This is a genomic window from Allolucifera butyrica, from assembly GCF_900476375.1.
GTDB lineage: Bacteria > Bacillota > Negativicutes > Sporomusales > UPPP01 > Lucifera > Lucifera butyrica.
The window spans coordinates 155,058-173,101 of record NZ_UPPP01000105.1; the positions used below are offsets into that span (position 1 = coordinate 155,058).

General features: G+C 48.3%; 17 protein-coding genes. 14 read left to right on the forward strand and 3 right to left on the reverse strand.

The window, feature by feature from the left end:
* The first annotated feature begins 294 nt into the window (after nt 1-294).
* A complete protein-coding gene (locus tag LUCIF_RS21595) occupies nt 295-1,548 on the forward strand; it encodes a purple acid phosphatase family protein (protein ID WP_122629901.1) in 1,254 nt (417 codons plus the stop codon).
* A gap of 67 nt (nt 1,549-1,615) precedes the next feature.
* Here the strand turns inward: LUCIF_RS21595 and LUCIF_RS26255 are convergent, their stop codons facing one another.
* Together LUCIF_RS26255 and LUCIF_RS21600 are read right to left on the reverse strand one after the other, a co-directional pair.
* Nucleotides 1,616-1,789, reverse strand: coding sequence for a hypothetical protein (locus LUCIF_RS26255; protein WP_165866106.1), 174 nt, complete (start codon nt 1,787-1,789; stop codon nt 1,616-1,618).
* Between the two features lie 92 nt (nt 1,790-1,881).
* Nucleotides 1,882-2,787 carry a LysR family transcriptional regulator gene (locus LUCIF_RS21600; protein WP_122629902.1) on the reverse strand — a complete coding sequence of 302 codons (906 nt, stop codon included), beginning with the start codon at nt 2,785-2,787 and terminating at the stop codon, nt 1,882-1,884.
* A gap of 285 nt (nt 2,788-3,072) precedes the next feature.
* Here LUCIF_RS21600 and aroQ point away from each other — a divergent pair, with 285 nt between their 5' ends.
* Nucleotides 3,073-3,522 (forward strand): type II 3-dehydroquinate dehydratase, encoded by a 450-nt coding sequence (gene aroQ / locus LUCIF_RS21605; RefSeq protein ID WP_122629903.1) that lies wholly within the window; start codon nt 3,073-3,075, stop codon nt 3,520-3,522.
* A 74-nt stretch (nt 3,523-3,596) separates the two neighbouring features.
* Here aroQ and LUCIF_RS21610 read toward each other — a convergent pair whose 3' ends face one another.
* Nucleotides 3,597-4,658 carry a LacI family DNA-binding transcriptional regulator gene (locus LUCIF_RS21610; protein WP_122629904.1) on the reverse strand — a complete coding sequence of 354 codons (1,062 nt, stop codon included), beginning with the start codon at nt 4,656-4,658 and terminating at the stop codon, nt 3,597-3,599.
* Nucleotides 4,659-4,969: 311 nt separating this feature from the next.
* Between LUCIF_RS21610 and LUCIF_RS21615 the strand changes: the two genes are divergently transcribed.
* The 12 genes from LUCIF_RS21615 (at nt 4,970) to LUCIF_RS21675 (ending at nt 18,013) form a co-directional block, all read left to right on the forward strand.
* A complete protein-coding gene (locus LUCIF_RS21615) occupies nt 4,970-5,893 on the forward strand; it encodes a hydroxymethylglutaryl-CoA lyase (protein ID WP_122629905.1) in 924 nt (307 codons plus the stop codon).
* Between the two features lie 16 nt (nt 5,894-5,909).
* Complete coding sequence (locus LUCIF_RS21620) at nt 5,910-6,110, forward strand: 4Fe-4S binding protein (RefSeq protein WP_122629906.1); 201 nt, start codon at nt 5,910-5,912, stop codon at nt 6,108-6,110.
* On the forward strand, nt 6,107-7,252 hold the full coding sequence (locus tag LUCIF_RS21625) for a 2-oxoacid:acceptor oxidoreductase subunit alpha (RefSeq protein WP_122629907.1): 1,146 nt from the start codon (nt 6,107-6,109) through the stop codon (nt 7,250-7,252). Before LUCIF_RS21620 ends, LUCIF_RS21625 begins: the two co-directional genes overlap by 4 nt.
* On the forward strand, nt 7,249-8,064 hold the full coding sequence (locus LUCIF_RS21630) for a 2-oxoacid:ferredoxin oxidoreductase subunit beta (RefSeq protein WP_243638775.1): 816 nt from the start codon (nt 7,249-7,251) through the stop codon (nt 8,062-8,064). Before LUCIF_RS21625 ends, LUCIF_RS21630 begins: the two co-directional genes overlap by 4 nt.
* Complete coding sequence (locus LUCIF_RS21635; RefSeq protein WP_122629908.1) at nt 8,064-8,585, forward strand: 2-oxoacid:acceptor oxidoreductase family protein; 522 nt, start codon at nt 8,064-8,066, stop codon at nt 8,583-8,585. Before LUCIF_RS21630 ends, LUCIF_RS21635 begins: the two co-directional genes overlap by 1 nt.
* Before the next feature lie 641 nt (nt 8,586-9,226).
* Nucleotides 9,227-10,558 (forward strand): MFS transporter, encoded by a 1,332-nt coding sequence (locus tag LUCIF_RS21645; protein WP_243638776.1) that lies wholly within the window; start codon nt 9,227-9,229, stop codon nt 10,556-10,558.
* A 196-nt stretch (nt 10,559-10,754) separates the two neighbouring features.
* Complete coding sequence (gene aroD / locus LUCIF_RS21650) at nt 10,755-11,510, forward strand: type I 3-dehydroquinate dehydratase (RefSeq protein WP_122629910.1); 756 nt, start codon at nt 10,755-10,757, stop codon at nt 11,508-11,510.
* Between the two features lie 5 nt (nt 11,511-11,515).
* Nucleotides 11,516-12,508, forward strand: a complete 993-nt coding sequence (locus LUCIF_RS21655; protein ID WP_122629911.1) for a zinc-dependent alcohol dehydrogenase — start codon at nt 11,516-11,518, stop codon at nt 12,506-12,508.
* A gap of 2 nt (nt 12,509-12,510) precedes the next feature.
* Nucleotides 12,511-14,274 carry a thiamine pyrophosphate-binding protein gene (locus LUCIF_RS21660; RefSeq protein WP_122629912.1) on the forward strand — a complete coding sequence of 588 codons (1,764 nt, stop codon included), beginning with the start codon at nt 12,511-12,513 and terminating at the stop codon, nt 14,272-14,274.
* Between the two features lie 49 nt (nt 14,275-14,323).
* Entirely contained in the window at nt 14,324-15,151 is an 828-nt protein-coding gene (locus tag LUCIF_RS21665) for a sugar phosphate isomerase/epimerase family protein (RefSeq protein WP_122629913.1), read from the forward strand.
* Nucleotides 15,152-15,356: 205 nt separating this feature from the next.
* Nucleotides 15,357-16,784, forward strand: a complete 1,428-nt coding sequence (locus LUCIF_RS21670) for an aldehyde dehydrogenase family protein (protein WP_122629914.1) — start codon at nt 15,357-15,359, stop codon at nt 16,782-16,784.
* A 563-nt stretch (nt 16,785-17,347) separates the two neighbouring features.
* Nucleotides 17,348-18,013, forward strand: coding sequence for a GntR family transcriptional regulator (locus LUCIF_RS21675; protein ID WP_122629915.1), 666 nt, complete (start codon nt 17,348-17,350; stop codon nt 18,011-18,013).
* The last annotated feature ends 31 nt before the right edge of the window (nt 18,014-18,044 follow it).

Consider the following 18,044-nt stretch of genomic DNA (forward strand, 5'->3'; position numbering starts at 1 on the left):
CTCTTCCTCCTAAGTGGTTATGTAACGACTGGCGGGCAGCCACGCAGAGCGAACGGTGCGAGCCAATCGATTTCATGTGAATACAATACCATGGAAATGTGACAAAAGTGTGACAAGATGGGGAGTCTGTCTGTGATTTTGTGGGATTCATTATGTTTTTGGCTTAGATAGCATATAGATGTAATGGCAACCCGCAGTTAAGGCCGTCTGAAGAGCGAAGTGGGAACTCTTGCCATATCGCGGAAAAGAAGATTCAGCAGCTAAAATTATTCTATAAGATCGGGAGGAGTGAGCATGCTGCCGAGAAGGACATTTCTGTGCAGTATTTTTCTGGTTGTCTTTAGTGTTATATTGCTGACAGTTCTATCTGCCGTAGTTCTGGGCGCCGGTTTTGTGCCGGACCATATTATTCTGACCTGGAAGGGAGACCCCGGGACGACTCAGACAATAACCTGGAGAACCAAGGCGCCCACGGGGCCGGGAGAAGTCCGGTATGCTGCAATGACGGAAAATATAGGAGCTTCCTCCATGGCCTGTACCGTAGCCGCAGTGGAGCGACTCGTTACCAATGAGGGAGATGTGTACCTTCATTCGGCGACTTTAACCGGTTTAAAGCCTGGTGTCCGTTACCTGTACCGTGTCGGCGACGGCGAAAACTGGAGCGAAATACATACCTTTATTACGGCTGCGGATACGGTAGCCCATTTTACATTTCTCGTTTTTGGCGATTCTCAGAGTATTGATTATAATGTATGGCGGACTACCCTGCAGGCGGCTTACCGGTCTAATCCCGGCGCGGCGTTTCTGGTTAATGTGGGGGACCTGGTGGATAGGGGGCAGGATATGGGACAGTGGAATGCATGGTTTGATGCCGGCCGGGGCGTGATTGACACCATCCCCGTTATGCCCGCAACGGGAAATCATGAAATGTATACTCCGATGCAGCGGTTTTCCCGGCCCGTGTTCTTTACAGCTCAATTCAAACTGCCGCAGAATGGTCCTGACGGCTTGCGGGGACAGGCTTACTCGTTTGATTATGGAAATGTCCACTTTATTGTGCTGGACAGCCAGGAAAATGAGGAAGGAGAGCAGATTCCTAAAATGCTGGCGAGACAGAAAGCGTGGCTGGAAAAGGATTTGGCCGCAACGGATAAAAAATGGAAGATGGCCTTCTTTCACCGTCCTCCTTACAGCAATAAGGATTCGGAGGATAATGCAACCATCCGGGCGGCGTTTGTGCCGGTTTTGGAAAAGTATCATACCGATGTGGTTTTTACCGGTCATGACCATGTTTATGCCCGGACCTATCCCATGCGGGGCGGCGTCGCGGCGGACCCTTCCGTAAGGGGTACGATGTATGTCGCTACGGGCCGCAGCGGTACCAAAACCTATCCTGACGGTAAGGCTGAACCCTGGGATCGGTTTTTTTATAACCCCCAGGACGAACCGAACTATATTATGGTAGAAGCAGGAAAGGATGTACTGACGGTTAAGGCTTTTAAACAGAGCGGCAGTCTGATTGATTCGTGGAATTTATATAAAAAATAACTGTATAAGGAGCCGATTTGTTTTTCTAAAATCGGCTCCTTATACAGTCAACAATTTAAAGCCTTATTCAGGCATGTTTTTTGTGACGGATTTTATAGCGGAACCAGCGTTCGCAATCCGTCCAGATCGCTACGGCGACGAATCCGCCGATGAAGAGATGGCCCAAGTTCAGACCGTCATAAAACTGGTCGATTAGTAAAAAGCCGACACCGATAATACAAACCAGAGTGCATGCCCGCACGTTGAATTCCTCCTTTGCGGCTTTAGCAGCATTATAACGCTTTTTGCCCGGCGGGGGAAATTAAGGGTTATTATCGGTATGATAAAAAAATTTTATGCATTGGTTTGTAAATATTCAATAAGACCGGTTGCTATGTCCGTATGTTCGGCAAAAAGAGTGAGCAGGGCCCGCATAGCCGGAGAAATTATTTTGCCCTTGTGAAGGGTTATGGAGAGTGTGAAGGTTTGGTGCGGGGCGTCGATGAATTCAACCAGGGTTCCGTCGGCCAAAAACGGTTCGACCAGAACATAAGGCAGAATACTGATTCCTAACCCGTCGAGCACGGCTCGTTTAATCGCTTCGGCGTCGCTGTATTCAATAAAGGAATGAATATTTTTGGCCGTAATTGCCCTTTCGCATTTATTCCGGTATACACAGCCCGGGCGAAAATTAATGAAAGGATACCGGCTTATATCCCGGGAGTTCCTGTTTTGAGCTAATAGGCGCCTGCTAACTACCCAGACCAGTTTTTCCCGGGAAAAGTCAAATTGAACTAGTTGATTATTTTCAATTTTATCATGGGTAATGGCCAGGTCAAAGGTGTTTTCCAAAAGACCTTTGACTGTTACGGGAAGGGTTGGGCAGATGTCTACGATGACCGGGTCATTTAGATTGCGGCTTTGAAAATCCCGCAGGATGGGAGAAAGAATATAACTGGCGGCGGTGGTCGACGCTCCCAGCCGGATTGGTTTATTTTGACCGGCAAAACTTTGCATGCTCTCATGAATGTCTTCATAGGCCGCCAGCAGTTTTTCCGCCCGGATAGCTAATTCCCGGCCCGCATCGGTTATATAAAGTTTTTTTCCGACCCGTTCAAACAGGGAAACTCCTAGATGGTCTTCCAGGGTTTTGATCTGAGAAGTAATTGCCGGCTGGGTAAAATTCAGTTGTTCGGCGACCTGGGTAATATTGCCCAGATTGGCTACCAGTAAAAATGTCCGGAATAACTGTATATCCATAATTGGATCCTCCGCTTCGGAACCTATTTCGTTTGGCACTGCGTTTTATCATTTATACATTATGAGTATCCACCCGTTGGACGGTCCTGTCAATACTGAAACCCTGCTACAGCGAGGAAGACCTGAGCCCGAGCGAGAGAACTGAATAAAATTCTTCAAATTTTTAACTGGTTCTTTCTACTTTTCAACTGAAGCAAAAAGTGGTAAATTGGAAAGAACAGTAATAGCGGTTAAAATGATTGGCCGGTTTATTTTACCGGGCATAACTAAATTAGGAGTGATTTTATGAAAAAGGTTCTAATGTTGCATGGAATCAATCACAACATGTTTGGAAAGCGGGACCCGGTCCAATATGGCACGATTACGCTAAAAGAAATTGATGCTAAAATGCAAGAGCTTGCCCGGGAGCTTGATGTTGAGGTAATAAGCTATCAGACCAATCACGAAGGCGAGATGTGCGAAAGAATTCATGAAGCCTTTCTCGAAAATATCGATGCCATTGTAATTAATGCCGGCGCCTGGACCCATTACAGCTATGGCATACGGGATGCTCTGGCCATTTTCACGGGACCAATTGTCGAGATTCATATGTCTAATATCCACGCCCGGGAGGAGTTTAGGCATCATTCCGTATTTGCCGAAATTGTCAAAGGACAAATCTGCGGTTTTGGACTCGAAAGTTACCTTCTTGGTCTGCGGGCTGCCGTAGCGGCGCTGGAAGAAGCCAAAAAGTAGCGTCTGTAGTTTTGGCGGACGTATTAATTATTAGCAATAAACAGAAAAACACGCTTGCCGGCGTGTTTTTCTGTTTATATTAAATTTTTATCAAGAGGTGGAACCATAGCGCTCAGGGAGTGCGAGCACGAATCGCGGACAATGAGTTCGGGTTGCAGAACAATATTTTGCGGTTCATTGTCAGGGTTTTCCATGCGGGCGTGTAAAAGGGCGGCTGCATGAGAACCCATAAGCCGTATGGCCGATGAAACCGTTGTTAGCTTGGGAGTAAAGATTGCCGCTTCCGGAATATCGTCAAAGCCTACAATTGCAATATCTTTGCCGGGTGTAAGTCCCATTTCCTTCATTTTCATCATAGCCCCGATGGCCATAATATCATTGTAACAAAAGACGGCAGTCGGCGGGTTGGGAATGGACAGCAGCCGCTGAATCAGTTCAATGCCGCAGTCCCGGGTAGCGGGGCTTTCAATGATTAGAGAATGATCAATTTCTAGGCCCGCTTGACGGAGGGCATTGTCATAGCCTTGCTTCCGCCCCTGCCAGGAAGACAGTTTGGCAAGCCCGCCTAAAAACGCAATCCGGCGATGCCCTTGGCGGATTAGATACTCCACAGCCAGTTGTCCGCCGGCCACATTATCTATGCCGACAAAATCGCATTGCGTTCCCGGGAGTATTCTATTTACCAGTACTATGGGAATCCCCCAGCGTCTTACCCGCTCAACCGCCTCGCCGGAAGTACCTGGAACCGCGGATAGTATAACGCCACCGACCCGATGCTCCAGCATAGTGGAAAGAAGACGGTCCTGTATGGTGCAAGAGTCAAAGGTAGTACCGAGAATCACTGTCTGGCCGAATTGATCCAGAGTCTGGTGGATGCCGATGAGCAATTCAGAATAGAAGGGATTCGCCAGTTCCATGATAATTAACCCTACGGTTGTGGAGGATTTAGAACGCAAATTAGCGGCAACCCGGTCGTAAACGTACCCCAATTCGTGCATTGAATTAAAGACCTTTTCCCGTGTTGTTTCGGAAATGTTTTGGCTGCCGCGAACGACTAACGAGGCAGTGGCCCGTGACACGCCGGCATGTTCCGCTACCTGTTGTAAAGTAACGTGAGTGTTTTTTTGCGATTTCATTTTAATCACCTATACCGGTTTAGGTAGTTAACTTATAAAGAAAATAACGTAAAATCAGGTAAAAATAATGCTACTACGCATATTATATGATACTGTTTAAGATGCTGTCAATTTAAGCTAAAATTGGGATTTAGTCAATAATTGCGATAGTTCTAATTTGTCTAAATAGTCGAAAATAAATATTGACAGCCGGTACGGAAAAGAATATACTCGTATTAGATCGATCTATTAGATCGATCTAATACGACAAATTATATATTTAATGAGACAAGGTTATGAGCAATTACGGCATGTGGAGAGGGGGAGCTGCTGTGAAATGGCCTGCCAGCATACGTATTTGTGAAGTAGGGCCACGGGACGGTCTGCAAAACGAAAAGGTAATGTTAACGGTCGAGCAAAAGGTTGAATTGATAGACCGTTTGGTTCAAGCCGGAGCAAAAATGATTGAAATTGGCTCGTTCGTTCATCCCAAGTCGGTTCCGCCGATGGCGGATACGGATGAGGTCGCGAAGCGGATAAAACGGGTTGAGGGCGTGGAGTACCGGGTACTGGTCATGAATGTGCGCGGCCTGGAGCGCGCCGAAGCAGCGGGGGTACATAAAGCCAAATTAACTGTATCGGCCAGCCGGGCTCACTCCTTAAGCAATCTTAAACGGACGCCGGAGGAGGTAATACGGAGCTTTGCCGGCTGCGCCGACTATGCCGCGCAGCATAACATTGAATTATCCGGCGCAATTTCTACGGCTTTCGGTTGCCCGTTTGAGGGCAGGGTGGCTTTAGAACAGGTTATTTCCGTCGTTTCGCACTTCCGGGAATTTGGTGTAACCGAATTGTCTTTGTCTGACACAACGGGGATGGCGAATCCGGAACAAGTATACGGGTATGCTATACGCGTAAAAGAGCAGTTTCCTGATATAACCTGGAACTTGCATTTCCATAATACCCGCGGTATGGGACTAGCCAATGTTGTTGCCGGTATGCAGGCCGGTATTGACCGGTATGACGCCTGTTTTGCCGGACTGGGCGGATGTCCGTTCGCTCCCGGCGCTTCCGGCAATATTGCAACGGAAGATCTGATACATATGTGTCATGAAATGGGGATTCAAACAGGTTGCGATTTGGACGCGGTATTGGCTGTCGGACGCTCCGTTCAACAATACATAGGACATGATTCGGCAAGTTTTATTCTTAAAGCGGGTAAATGCAGTGACATAGTCAAGAGAAAGAAAGACTGACGGGGAGGGCCGGGTTTTGCAAACAAAAATAAACATTCGCAAAGAGCGCTGTAAAGGGTGTAATATTTGCGTGACTTTTTGCCCCAAGAAAATTTTAGCGCTGGACACTCTCGGAAAAATTTATCTGACCGACCAAGAACAATGTATCCAGTGCGGGCGCTGTGAGGCACTGTGCCCGGATTTCGCGATTCGTGTCAACAAGGAGGCCAGGCAATGAACGAAGCCAGAATTATGCAAGGAAATGAAGCTTGCGCCGAAGGTGCTCTTGCCGCGGGAGTCAGGTTTTTCGGCGGTTATCCTATAACGCCTTCGACTGAGATCGCGGAACATATGGCCGGGTCGCTGCCCAAGATCGGCGGTACTTTTATTCAGATGGAAGATGAAATCGCCGGCATCGCGGTTACGTTAGGAGCTTCTCTGGCCGGCCAAAAGGTGCTTACCGCCACTTCCGGCCCGGGATTTTCGCTGAAACAGGAACTTATCGGCTACGCCGCGCTGGCGGAAATACCGGTGGTAATTGCCAACGTTCAGCGGGTGGGTCCGTCAACCGGCCAGCCTACTTCACCGGCGCAAGGCGACGTAATGCAAGCACGGTGGGGCACACATGGCGACCATCCGATGATTGCGCTGTCGCCGTGGACGGTGCGTGAAGCCTTTGATGTAGCGGTAATGGCCGTGAATTATGCTGAACGTTTCCGTACTCCGGTAATTATTTTACTGGACGAAGTGGTGGGGCACATGCGGGAGAGAGTGGTCCTGCCATCGCCTGAAGAACTGAAGATTTATCCCCGGAGACATCCGGTTGGCAACAGGCAGGAGTATAAGGCTTATAAACCGATGGACGATCTGGTGCCCAATCCGGCGGATTTCGGCACCGGTTACCGGATCCATGTTACCGGACTTATCCATGATGAAACCGGGTTTCCCAGCGGGAACGCCCAATTGACCGCGGATACCATCCGGCGTTTGCACGAAAAGATTACGCGGGTGCAAGATGAAATAACGCATTATGACGAGTTTTTCATGGATGATGCCGAGTTTGTGGTGTTTGCTTACGGCGGGACAGCCCGCACTGCGTATGCCGGCGTGGAACTGGCCCGGCAGCGGGGTATCAAAGTGGGCATGATCCGCATGATGACCATCTGGCCGTTTGCCGACAAAGTGATTCAGAAGGTGGCCCAGAGAGTACAAGGTATACTGGTGCCGGAAATGAACTATGGCCAACTGGTGCATGAAGTTGACCGGGCGGCACACGGGCAAACCAAAGTTGTCTCACTCCCGAAATACAATACCGAAATTTTCACTCCGGACGAAATATATGCTGCCATTGAAAAATTGGCGAGGGAGGCGGCACAGTGAGAGATTACGAAACATATTTGCGCGAGAACCATTTGCCTCATATCTGGTGTCCCGGCTGCGGCAACGGCATAGTCATGAAATCAATAGTTAAAGCCATTGCCAAACTGGACCTGGATCAAAATAAAACCGTCATTGTTTCCGGGATTGGCTGTTCTTCACGGGCCTCGGGTTATATGGATTTTGACACTCTGCACACGGCCCACGGGCGGGCGATTCCCTTTGCAACAGGAGTTAAACTGGCTAACCCTGAACTGAACGTGATTGTTATAACCGGTGATGGCGACTGTACGGCGATCGGCGGCAATCATTTTATCCATGGAGCCAGAAGAAACGTGGATTTAACCGTTATTTTGTTTAACAACAATATTTATGGCATGACCGGCGGGCAAGCTTCGCCGACAACTCCGTTCGGCAAGAAAGCCACAACCGCTCCTTATGGAACCGTTGACCGGCCGTTTGACCCCTGCGAGCTTGCTAAGGCGGCAGGCGCCACCTATGTGGCCCGCGGGACGGCGTTCCACAATGCTATGCTGGTGGACGTGATTGCCCAGGGAATCGAAAATAAGGGGTTCTCCCTGATAGAAGCCATCACCCAGTGTCCTATTTCTTACGGGCGCCGTAATAAGATGGGCGATGCGTCCGCCATGCTGCAGTGGATGAGCGAGCATGCTGTAAATCTTACCGCTTTTGAAAAATTAACAACGGAACAAAAGAATGGTAAATTTCCGGTTGGAGTTTTATACAAAGCGGAATTTCCTGAATATACGGTTGAATATGCGCAGGTCGTCAGTCGTGCAAAGGGGGTAAAGTAATGCAGCAATTGCGTTTATCCGGGTCCGGCGGGCAAGGATTGATTACGGCGGGTATTATTTTGGCGGAAGCGGCCATTATGGAGGGAAAAGAAGCGGTTCAGTCCCAGTCCTATGGTCCGGAAGCCCGCGGTGGCGCTTCCAAAGCGGAAGTTGTCATAGCGGATCAATTCATCTATCATCCCAAAGTGGTTAGGCCCGACATAGTTCTTGCTATGACCCAGCAGGCGGCTAATCAATACGCTTCCGACCTGAGCGACAGCGGAGTGCTGATCATCGATGAAGATTTGGTGCCCGAGTCTTCCGGTTTTAAGCAGGTGGTCAAAGTTCCTATTACCCGGCTGGCGGTGGAAAAGCTGGGCCGGGACCTGTTCGCCAACATTGTGGCGTTGGGTGTGCTGGTGAAAGTGACCGAAGTCGTATCCTTTGAGACGATTCAACAGGCAGTAGCCAAACGGGTACCTGCCGCCTTCGTGGATAAGAATATGGAAGCCTTGCGTATCGGTTATGAGGCTGTATTATAAAAAATTGTTGGAAAAGGCTTGGTGCGGCCAGTGTGGTCATATCCTGGACGCGTTTGCTTAAGCCATGCCTTTTTATACTCTAAAAGGTATAATTCTCAAGGTATTTCCCAAATAATTTATGTTCGAAGCGCTTACATAAAAAGATAAGCTGCGTCGGCCTAGGGCCCAGGCGGGCATATGCGGATGAAAGTGCTGTCAGCATAATCCGGAAAGCGGTGATGTCTGAGGCGGAAATGCCTGAAAAAATCTGTAATTTCTAAAGTTTCAGTCGCGCGGCGATTAATGTTGCAAAGTTTGGATTTTTATACTACTCAACCACTGCTTTATCAATCCTATCATAAGTAGGCTGTCCACAACTGGAATGATAATTCTCGTCTGACGCTAGATGACTGATTGTGTCATCCAGATACTCAGGGGGCTGGCGAGGAACATCATAAATGGGAGAGAAAGGAGATGAAATTTTGGACAGGGGTGCCTTGCGCTGCGGTTTATTGTCTGGTAATTAGGGGTATAATCGGTTTTCACTATTTCATGGCAGTTGGGTTCTATTTTTGCCATACAGCCAAAAGATACTTTTATTGGCTTGATTCAGTTAAAGCGCGTAACTACCTCAACCCATTGATTAATAAGGAGGAAAGTCTATGAACATGAATGCTCAATCTGACGTAACCAGGCAAAAACCAACAAAGGCCCGATATTTTATTCTGGCTTTGGTTTGTATAGCAACGTTTATCAATTATTTGGATCGTTCCAATCTGGCGGTGGCGGCTCCCGTCATGTCCAAACAATTGGGACTGAATCCCGCGATGATGGGCCTGATTTTTTCAGCTTTTGGCTGGTCATATACGGTGATGCAGATCCCGGTCTCATATTTCATTGACAGTGTTGGACCACGTCTTCTCTACGGGATTGGATTAATCGGCTGGTCTATTTTTACTTCTTTGATCGGATTGGCTAACGGTTTTACCAGTTTGATCGGCTGTCGTCTGGGACTTGGCGTGTTTGAGGCTCCTGCGTTTCCAACCAACAGCCGGGTATGTACGGCATGGTTTCCTTCTCATGAACGCGGGTTGGCTATCGGGGCTTATACCGGGGCGGAATATGTCGGGTTGGCTTTCTGTACGCCGATTCTCACCTGGTTGTTGATTACCTGGGGTTGGCCGGCTATTTTTTATACCACCGGTATTTTAGGTGTACTCATCGGTGCCGCATGGTTAGCCTGGTATCGTGATCCGTCGCAGCATAAAGGCATGAATAAGGCAGAACTTGAGTATATCAAAGAAGGCGGCGGTTTAGGGGATTCAATTCCCGTCGGTAAAAAAATCGCCTGGTCAGAAGCACGGCATTTGTTTAAATCACGCCAGCTGTGGGGGATGTACATCGGACAACTTGCCAACACTTCTACTTTATTCTTCTTTATGACTTGGTTCCCGTCTTATCTGGTAGAAGCAAAAGGTATGACCATGCTGAAAGTTGGTATTTACGGTGCCATACCGTTTATTGGTGCCATTGCCGGTGTCCTGATCGGCGGCAAATGGTCCGACTGGATGATTTCCCGGGGCTGTTCTCTCAGTATGTCCCGCAAGCTGCCGACAATTACCGGTTTGCTGTTGTCAGTAATGATTATCGGCGCTAACTATACGGATAATTTTAATATTGTAATTGCCTTTATGTCCGTGGCTTTCTTCGGTCAAGGTATCGCTTCCGCTGTTGCCTGGGCTTTGTTGTCTGATATTGCGCCCCGTGAATTAGTTGGGTTGACTGGCGGTGTATTTTCTTTCGCGGCCAATCTCGGAGGAACTTTGTCCCCAATGGTTATCGGCTTTATCGTTAATGCTACGCATTCCTTTACCAGCGCCTTGGTTTTTGCCGCTTCGCTGGCTCTCATCGGTGCTTTGTCGTACATCTTTGTTGTAGGCGAATGCAAACGTGTTGAAATTGAAGACAAAGGCAAACCGGTTTTAGAATCGTAATAAATAGCAACTGTTAAGTAAGTGTGTTGTTGTAAGAGGGGATGGTCTCCTCTTACAACAACCATCAGGTTATTAAAGTGCGGGATATAAGCTTTGATCATCGACAGGTATAAAGTTTAGGTGCGGCAGACATTGAACAAGAACAGGGGTGTGAGCATTACGGAGTGACACCCGATAAATCAAGGAGGTTGCTTGTATGAAAGGTAAGATGATAGGAGAAGGAACCAGGCCCCTGATCTGTACTCCGCTTGTTGGGAAAACGAAAGATATTATTTTGTTGGAATTAGTAACGGTGTTGGAAAAAGAACCGGATATTATTGAATGGCGGGTGGATTTTTTTACGCAGATAGCCGATACTGCCGCCGTGATAGAGGTAGCGAAAGCAATTAGAAATGCTGCAGGAAGTATTCCAATTATATTTACTATCCGCTCAATCAGAGAAGGCGGCCAGCCCATCTCGTTGTCTGACAGGGAAGCCATTGAACTGAATGCAGCTATTTGTAAGCACACTGATGTTGAATATGTGGACTGTGAGCTTAGTAATGAGCCGGAAAATATTAAATATTTGCGCGAAGTTGCCCGGCAGAATAATACGAAGATCATCGCGTCCTTTCATAATTTTGATTACACTCCAGGCAAGGATATTCTGTTGCAAAAGTTTGTCGACGCCCAGGAGTATGGATTGGATGTTGGCAAAGTAGCAGTGATGCCTAAAGCGTTGGATGATGTATTGACTTTATTGAGTGTGACCTTGGAGGCCAGGCGGAAGGTGAAGATTCCTCTGATTTCCATGTCCATGGGCGGTTATGGGGCTGTAACCCGGATGATTGGCGGCGTCTTTGGCTCTTCATTGACCTTTGCGGTAGGCCAGAACGCCTCCGCACCGGGACAGGTACCGATTGACGATTTGCGGACAGTTCTCCATATTGTTGAAAAATCTATGGGACGGTGAAGAAAATGTATGAACTGTATCTGGAAAAGCCGGGTGATTTGAAGGCAAAAGAAATTGCCACTGCAACGGCACTGGAAGACAATGAAATAAAAATTAAAGTAATTTATGGCGGTATATGCGGCTCCGACCTGCGGGTATTTAAAGGAAGCCTTCCCTATGCCAACTATCCTTGCCGCCCTGGGCACGAAGTCTTAGGGACAGTCGTTGAGGCCGGTAAAAATTCTCCTTATAAAGCCGGCGACAAGGTAGCGTCGTTTCCCAATACTTACTGCGGTGAATGTGAATTTTGCCGGCAAGGCAAAACCAATATCTGTGAGAGCAAGAAATCATTTGGGGTAACGGTTAATGGTCTGTTTGCCCAGGAAGTTGTTATTGATTCCGAGTTCGTAGTGCCGGTCCCGGCGGACTTGGCGGATGAACGGGCGATTTTGGTTGAGCCCTTTGCCGTTAATGTTCATGGCTTGAAAAGAGCCAACATTACCCAAGGAACATCGGTGGCTGTAATCGGCTGCGGTACGGAAGGCCTGCTGTCGATTGCCCTCCTGAATCATATGGGAGCCGATGTGACGGTGCTGGATATTAATCCAGCCAAAATGGAAAGGGCCAAAGAGTTTAGCAAAAACATCAAAACGCTGCACCCGGCGGATGTTAAAAATCAGCTGTTTGAAGTAGTCGTTGAAGCGGCAGGAGCGAAAGCGTCGGTAGAACAGGCCTTTCAGATTGTGAAGCCGGGCGGCGCCGTGATCTCACTGGGGATTACCGGCGACGAGGTCAGCTATCCGGCGATCCGGATTACCCGCAGTGAAGTGACCATTTACGGTACGATTATTTATACGAAAAAGGACTTTACCGATGCAATGGCTCTGTTGCAAGACCCCACATTTAATGTTGCCCCTGTGCTCTCGAAGATTGTTCCTTTTTCCCGCTATCAAGAGGCTTTTGACGACGCATTATCGGGCAATTTTGCCAAGATTGTCCTGGATTTTAGGGGGGAGTAATAATGAAAGATTTAGTATCCAATCAGTTAGTGAAATATTTAGAAGACCGGGGAGTTGAACATGTTTTCGGTCTTTGCGGCCACACGGTTATCGCCTTTTTGGCGGCTATGTCCAAAAGCAAAAAAATTAAATTTGTTAATGTGAGGCATGAGCAAATTGCCGCCCATGCCGCCGACGGGTATGCCCGGATCACCGGAAAAGCGTCGGTGGTATTGAGTCATCTGGGGCCTGGCTTGACGAATGCCGCCACCGGTGTAGCCAATGCCGCATTAGACTCCATTCCGATGGTTGTCATCGCCGGAGATGTTCCGACCCATTACTTCGGTAAGCATCCCCACCAGGAAGTCAATATGCACGCCGACGGTTCCCAATGGGAAATCTACCGTCCTTTTGTCAAGCGGGCCTGGCGGGTCGACCGTCCCGATTTGTTTCCTGAGATTATCGAAAAAGCCTTCGCTCTGGCCGAATCCGGCCGTCCCGGCCCTGTCCTGGTAGATGTTCCGATGGACATTTTCTCGCAAGAAGTAGATGTTGCCCTGTTTGAAAGGGTACGCCACAACGCCAAGACAATTTACAAACCTTCCCTCGATGATGAACTGGCGGCCAGAATTGTAAAGACGTTAGCAGACGCTAAAAATCCCGTCATTCATGTCGGCGGGGGAATTGTGCTGGCTGATTCGGCTAAAGAACTGAAAGAGTTCGTTGACCACATGGGCATTCCGGTCAGCCATTCGCTGATGGGCAAAGGCGCTCTGCCCGATAACCATCCGCTGACGCTGGGAATGACCGGTTTCTGGGGAACAAAATTCATCAATGATCAGTGTAAAAAAGCAGACTGCATTTTAGGCTTGGGGACCAGCTTTAAAGAAGCCGACTGCAGTTCCTGGTATCCGGAATACACATTCAGTTTTCCGCCGACGAAACTGATCCATATTGATATCGACCCAAGTGAGATCGGCAGGAATTATCCGGTAGAAATCGGCGTCGTGGCCGATTTAAAACAGGCTCTGACCGTTCTTAACCGGGTGGCTAAGAAACTATTTCCGGAACCCAGACAAAATAAGGCCCTGGAACAGGAAATTGCCGCCTATAAAAAAGAGTTTAAGGCTGCCAACCGGGAACTGGAAGAAAGCAATGCTTTTCCTATGACTCCGCAGCGTATTTTAGCCGATGTTCGCGCGGTTTTGCCGCAAGATGCAATTATTACCACCGATGTTGGCTGGAATAAAAACGGGGTTGGTCAGCAGTTTCCGGTATATGAACCAGGCTCCATTCTGACGCCGGGAGGTCTGGCCACTATGGGGTTTGGCTCGCCGGCGGCATTAGGCGCCAAAGTAGCCGCGCCCGATAAGGTGGTCGTATCGTTAATCGGCGACGGCGGTTTCGGCCAGAATCCGGCTGTACTGGCCACAGCCGCCATTGAAAACATAGGGGCGATCTTTATCATCTTCAATAATAATGCTTTCGGCACCATAGCCGGACTGGAAAAAGCCCATTATAACACGACGTTTGCGACCATATTTGAACGGTGCGGGGAACCGTACTCGCCGGATTACGCTGCGATTGCGAAAGCTTATGGTGTTGAGGGCATCCGGATTGAAAAAGCGGAAGAATTTAAACCGGCTCTGGAAAAGGCAGTTAAAGATAATAAACCTTGTGTCATTGATGTACGCATGCAAAATAATCCGGTGCCGACTGCCGGTCACTGGAATATTATGGATATTTATTCTCCCGGTAAAAAAGTTCATCATGTAAGCACCAACTAATCATGTAAGTGCTCGAAGTCAAATTTAAATACTAAAGAAGGGATCTAAGTTGGCACGACAATTTTCTTTGGCCTATCTTACCGTGCTTGGCTGCCCGCCTCCTGAAATGACGTATATCGCCGCGCAAGCCGGTTACGATTACGTCAGTCTCCGTCCCATCTATATGGGGCTGCCGGGTGAACCAAACTATGCATTGAACGAAAATAAGGAGCTGATGCGGCAGACTAAAACCGCGTTGGCCGAGACGGGCGTTAAACTTCATGACATTGAACTGGCGCGCATCCATGACGGGGTTGATGTGAAAAAATATTTGCCTGCTATGGAAATGGCTGCAGAGCTCGGCGGATGTGCCGTTTTGAGTAGTATTTGGACTCCGGACCGCAAATTCTATATCGAAAAATTTGCCGAGCTATGCGATTTGGCCAAACCGTTCGGATTGACGGTAGATTTAGAATTCGTTCCGATAGCCAGTGTCTTTGATTTGAAAGGGGCGATCGACGTTCTTCGCACCGTTCAGCGGGAAAATGCCGGTCTAATGGTCGATACGCATCATTTTCATCGTTCACGGGATAAGATTGAGGAATTAGAGGCGGTTCCCCGCGGCTGGTTTCACTTCGCGCATCTTTGCGACGCTCCGGCGGAAATTCCAGCTTCAAAAGAGGAGATGACCCGGATTTTGCGGGAAGCCCGCTTATATGTAGGCGAAGGCGGCATTGATGTCGCCGGCATCTTGGGCCGGCTGCCGGAAGTTCCCTACTCAATTGAGCTGCCGCATGTCGCACGGGTTAAGGAATTTGGTTATGCGGAACATGCGCGGCGCTGCCTGCAGTCGGCTAAAGACTATTTTGCCGCTCACTCGCGGGAGCAGAATTTCTAGATAAGAGACTGCTTAAAAAGATGTGGATACTAGGCGCGGCGAGCATTCGAACGAGGCGTACTCAGGCGTACGTTGAGTGAGAACGCGCAGCCGCAACAACGTAGACGCGCTTTTTAAGCAGGCTCAGATAAGGAAATGGAACGGGTTTTAAGTGTACATTGTACACTGTAAAAAATAAATTTAAGATTTACAGGAGGATATTATTATGGCAAGTGAAGTGAAAGCGAAAGTAATTACCCCGGAGCAGCAGCAGGAGCTGGAAGCAGCGTTTTCCCGGGCACAGAAAGCCCTGGCAATCATTGAAACCTATGATCAGGCCCGGGTGGACCGGCTGTGCCAGGCCGTGGCCTGGGCAGTAGCAAATAAAAAAACATTTTCCCGTCTGGTGGATATGGGAATCGAAGAGAGCGGTCTGGGCGACCCGGTCAGCCGGATGAATAAGCGCTTTAAAATCCGGGGCGTGCTCCGCGATGCCCTTCGCCAGAAAAGTATTGGTATTATCGAGGAAATTCCCGAAAAGGGTATTGCAAAGTATGCAAAACCGGCAGGTATTATTGCCTCCATTGTACCCACCACCAACCCGGATCTCACTCCCGCCGGCACGGCGATTTACGCGATTAAGGCCCGCGACGCGGTTATCTTTTCCGCGCATCCCCGTTCCAAAAAGACCACTCATGAAACTATACGGCTTATGAGGGAGGCTCTGGAGCGGGAAGGGGCGCCGGCCGATATCCTGCAATGCCTGGATACCGCCAGCATCCCTATGGCCCAGGCGCTCATGGCTCAGGCCGACCTTGTTCTGGCAACAGGCGGGCAGCCGATGGTCCGGGCCGCCTACAGTTCCGGAACGCCGGCTTATGGGGTTGGCGCCGGTAATGCCACCATGATTTTTGATGAAACGGCGGATGTCAAAGAAGCGGCCCATAACACAATGCTGAGTAAGACCTCCGATTTTGGTTCGGGATGTTCCGCCGACGGAAACCTTGTGCTACATGAGAGTATTTACGATAGAATGTTGGAGCAGCTTGTCCTTGAAGGTGGTTATTTAGCCAACGAAGACGAAAAGGCAAAATTACGCGCCGTCATGTGGGATGCTGAAGGTCACAGACTGGCCAGCACGGTAGCGATTGCGCCGCAGCAGCTGGCGGAAATTGCCGGCTTTAGTATTCCCGCGGATCGAAAATTTATTATCGTTATTGGCGACGGCATCGGGAAAGAGTATCCTTTCTCCGGAGAAAAACTGACGACGCTGCTGGCGGTATACAAATACGAGGGTTCTTTCGACAATGCTGTTAAGATGATGCATGCGATCTATAAGGTCGGCGGCAGGGGACACTCTGTGGGAATTTATTCCTTTAATGATGAACATATCCATCAATTAGCCCTGGCGGCGCCTGTAAGCCGGATTATGGTCCGTCAACCCCAGTCCAAGGCAAACGCCGGTGCGTTTACCAACGGCATGCCGATGACATCCAGCATGGGCTGCGGCACTTGGGGCGGCAACATTGTTTCGGAGAACGTCCATCTGAAACATTATCTGAATACTACGTGGGTGTCGCGTCCGATTCCGGAGGATAGGCCGTCTGACAGAGAGCTATTTGGCGAGTTTTTCGATCCCGAATTAGAAAGATAAAAGGGTAATACGGATGTCTATTTAGTCTGCAGATTCGGTGATTAATGAAGAAGGTTATATTCTATCATTAATCACCGATTTTGTTAAAAATAAAAAAGCAATTACGGCTTGACCTGTAATTGCAGAATTACTCAATATTATTTTAATAAGATGTGTTATTCATGATATTATAGACAATAAATATTCCCCTAATATTCGACAAAAAGGCTTTTTTCCAGTTCCGATAATCTCTGTTCTTCCAAAAGTGTATCAAGATCAGAGTGATCGGTATTTTTATCAGACATTGATGTATACATTAATTCACTCCTCCATGAATACGATTATTTGGGTATATTGTAGCATTGTTTTAGCAGATGTGCAAGGAGTACAAGTGAATTTTTACAGAAATATTGTTTTTTATATGACAAATGTATTTTGAAGATGGACTGACAGGCGGACGACCGTTTTCCCTAGCCTGAGAAGGCTGATTTGGCCGGTGTTTTGTTTGATTTATCCACTCTTGTACTGGCGGACAAGAAGTAATACAATAAGTTTAGCAGACTTCGCAAGGAAGGAAGATAACGGTGAAAGACTTGGATTTTTCTGTGAATAACGATGACTCTTTACACATTAAGGTTTATAAACATATTAAATCCCAGATTATAAACGGGGGTTACGGTCCGGGTGAAATATTGCTGGAAACCAAACTGGCTGATGAGCTGGGCGTCAGCCGCACTCCGATTCGTGAGGCGATCCATTTATTAGAATTGGAAGGGCTCGTTGAATCGAGTACGAAAAAGGGAGCGGCAGTATTAGGTATTTCCACGAAAGATGTACAGGACATTTACGCAATCCGTCAACTGGTGGAGGGATTGGCAGCCCGTTGGGCGGCGGAACATCTAACTGCCGTTGAAATTAAGGAATTGCAGAAAATTTTTGAGCTGATGGAGTTTTACGCCCATAAGCTGGACGTAGAAGAGGTGACCGAACTGGATAACCGGTTTCATCAAATCATCTATGAAGCATCGGGAAGTAAGATATTGAAACTTACTCTCGGCAATTTACACAAGTATGTGCAGATGGCCCGGCAGGAATCACTGAAAGCCCATGACCGGTTGCCTCACACCATTGAAGAGCACCGTGCTGTTTTGCAGGCCTTTTTGGACAGGGACGCTGAGGTGGCGGAAAAGGCGCTGGCTTACCATGCCAAAATGGCTTATCTAAATATTATTGACCAACAGCCTGAATAAACCATATATATTGTAAGAAAGAAAAAGGGAG

Coding starts and splice junctions, on each gene's coding strand:
- LUCIF_RS21595 (WP_122629901.1), top strand. CDS start 295: ATGCTGCCGAGAAGGACATTTCTGTGCAGTATTTTTCTGGTTGTCTTT.
- LUCIF_RS21600 (WP_122629902.1), bottom strand. CDS start 2,787: ATGGATATACAGTTATTCCGGACATTTTTACTGGTAGCCAATCTGGGC.
- aroQ (WP_122629903.1), top strand. CDS start 3,073: ATGAAAAAGGTTCTAATGTTGCATGGAATCAATCACAACATGTTTGGA.
- LUCIF_RS21610 (WP_122629904.1), bottom strand. CDS start 4,658: ATGAAATCGCAAAAAAACACTCACGTTACTTTACAACAGGTAGCGGAA.
- LUCIF_RS21625 (WP_122629907.1), top strand. CDS start 6,107: ATGAACGAAGCCAGAATTATGCAAGGAAATGAAGCTTGCGCCGAAGGT.
- LUCIF_RS21635 (WP_122629908.1), top strand. CDS start 8,064: ATGCAGCAATTGCGTTTATCCGGGTCCGGCGGGCAAGGATTGATTACG.
- LUCIF_RS21645 (WP_243638776.1), top strand. CDS start 9,227: ATGAACATGAATGCTCAATCTGACGTAACCAGGCAAAAACCAACAAAG.
- aroD (WP_122629910.1), top strand. CDS start 10,755: ATGAAAGGTAAGATGATAGGAGAAGGAACCAGGCCCCTGATCTGTACT.
- LUCIF_RS21655 (WP_122629911.1), top strand. CDS start 11,516: ATGTATGAACTGTATCTGGAAAAGCCGGGTGATTTGAAGGCAAAAGAA.
- LUCIF_RS21660 (WP_122629912.1), top strand. CDS start 12,511: ATGAAAGATTTAGTATCCAATCAGTTAGTGAAATATTTAGAAGACCGG.
- LUCIF_RS21670 (WP_122629914.1), top strand. CDS start 15,357: ATGGCAAGTGAAGTGAAAGCGAAAGTAATTACCCCGGAGCAGCAGCAG.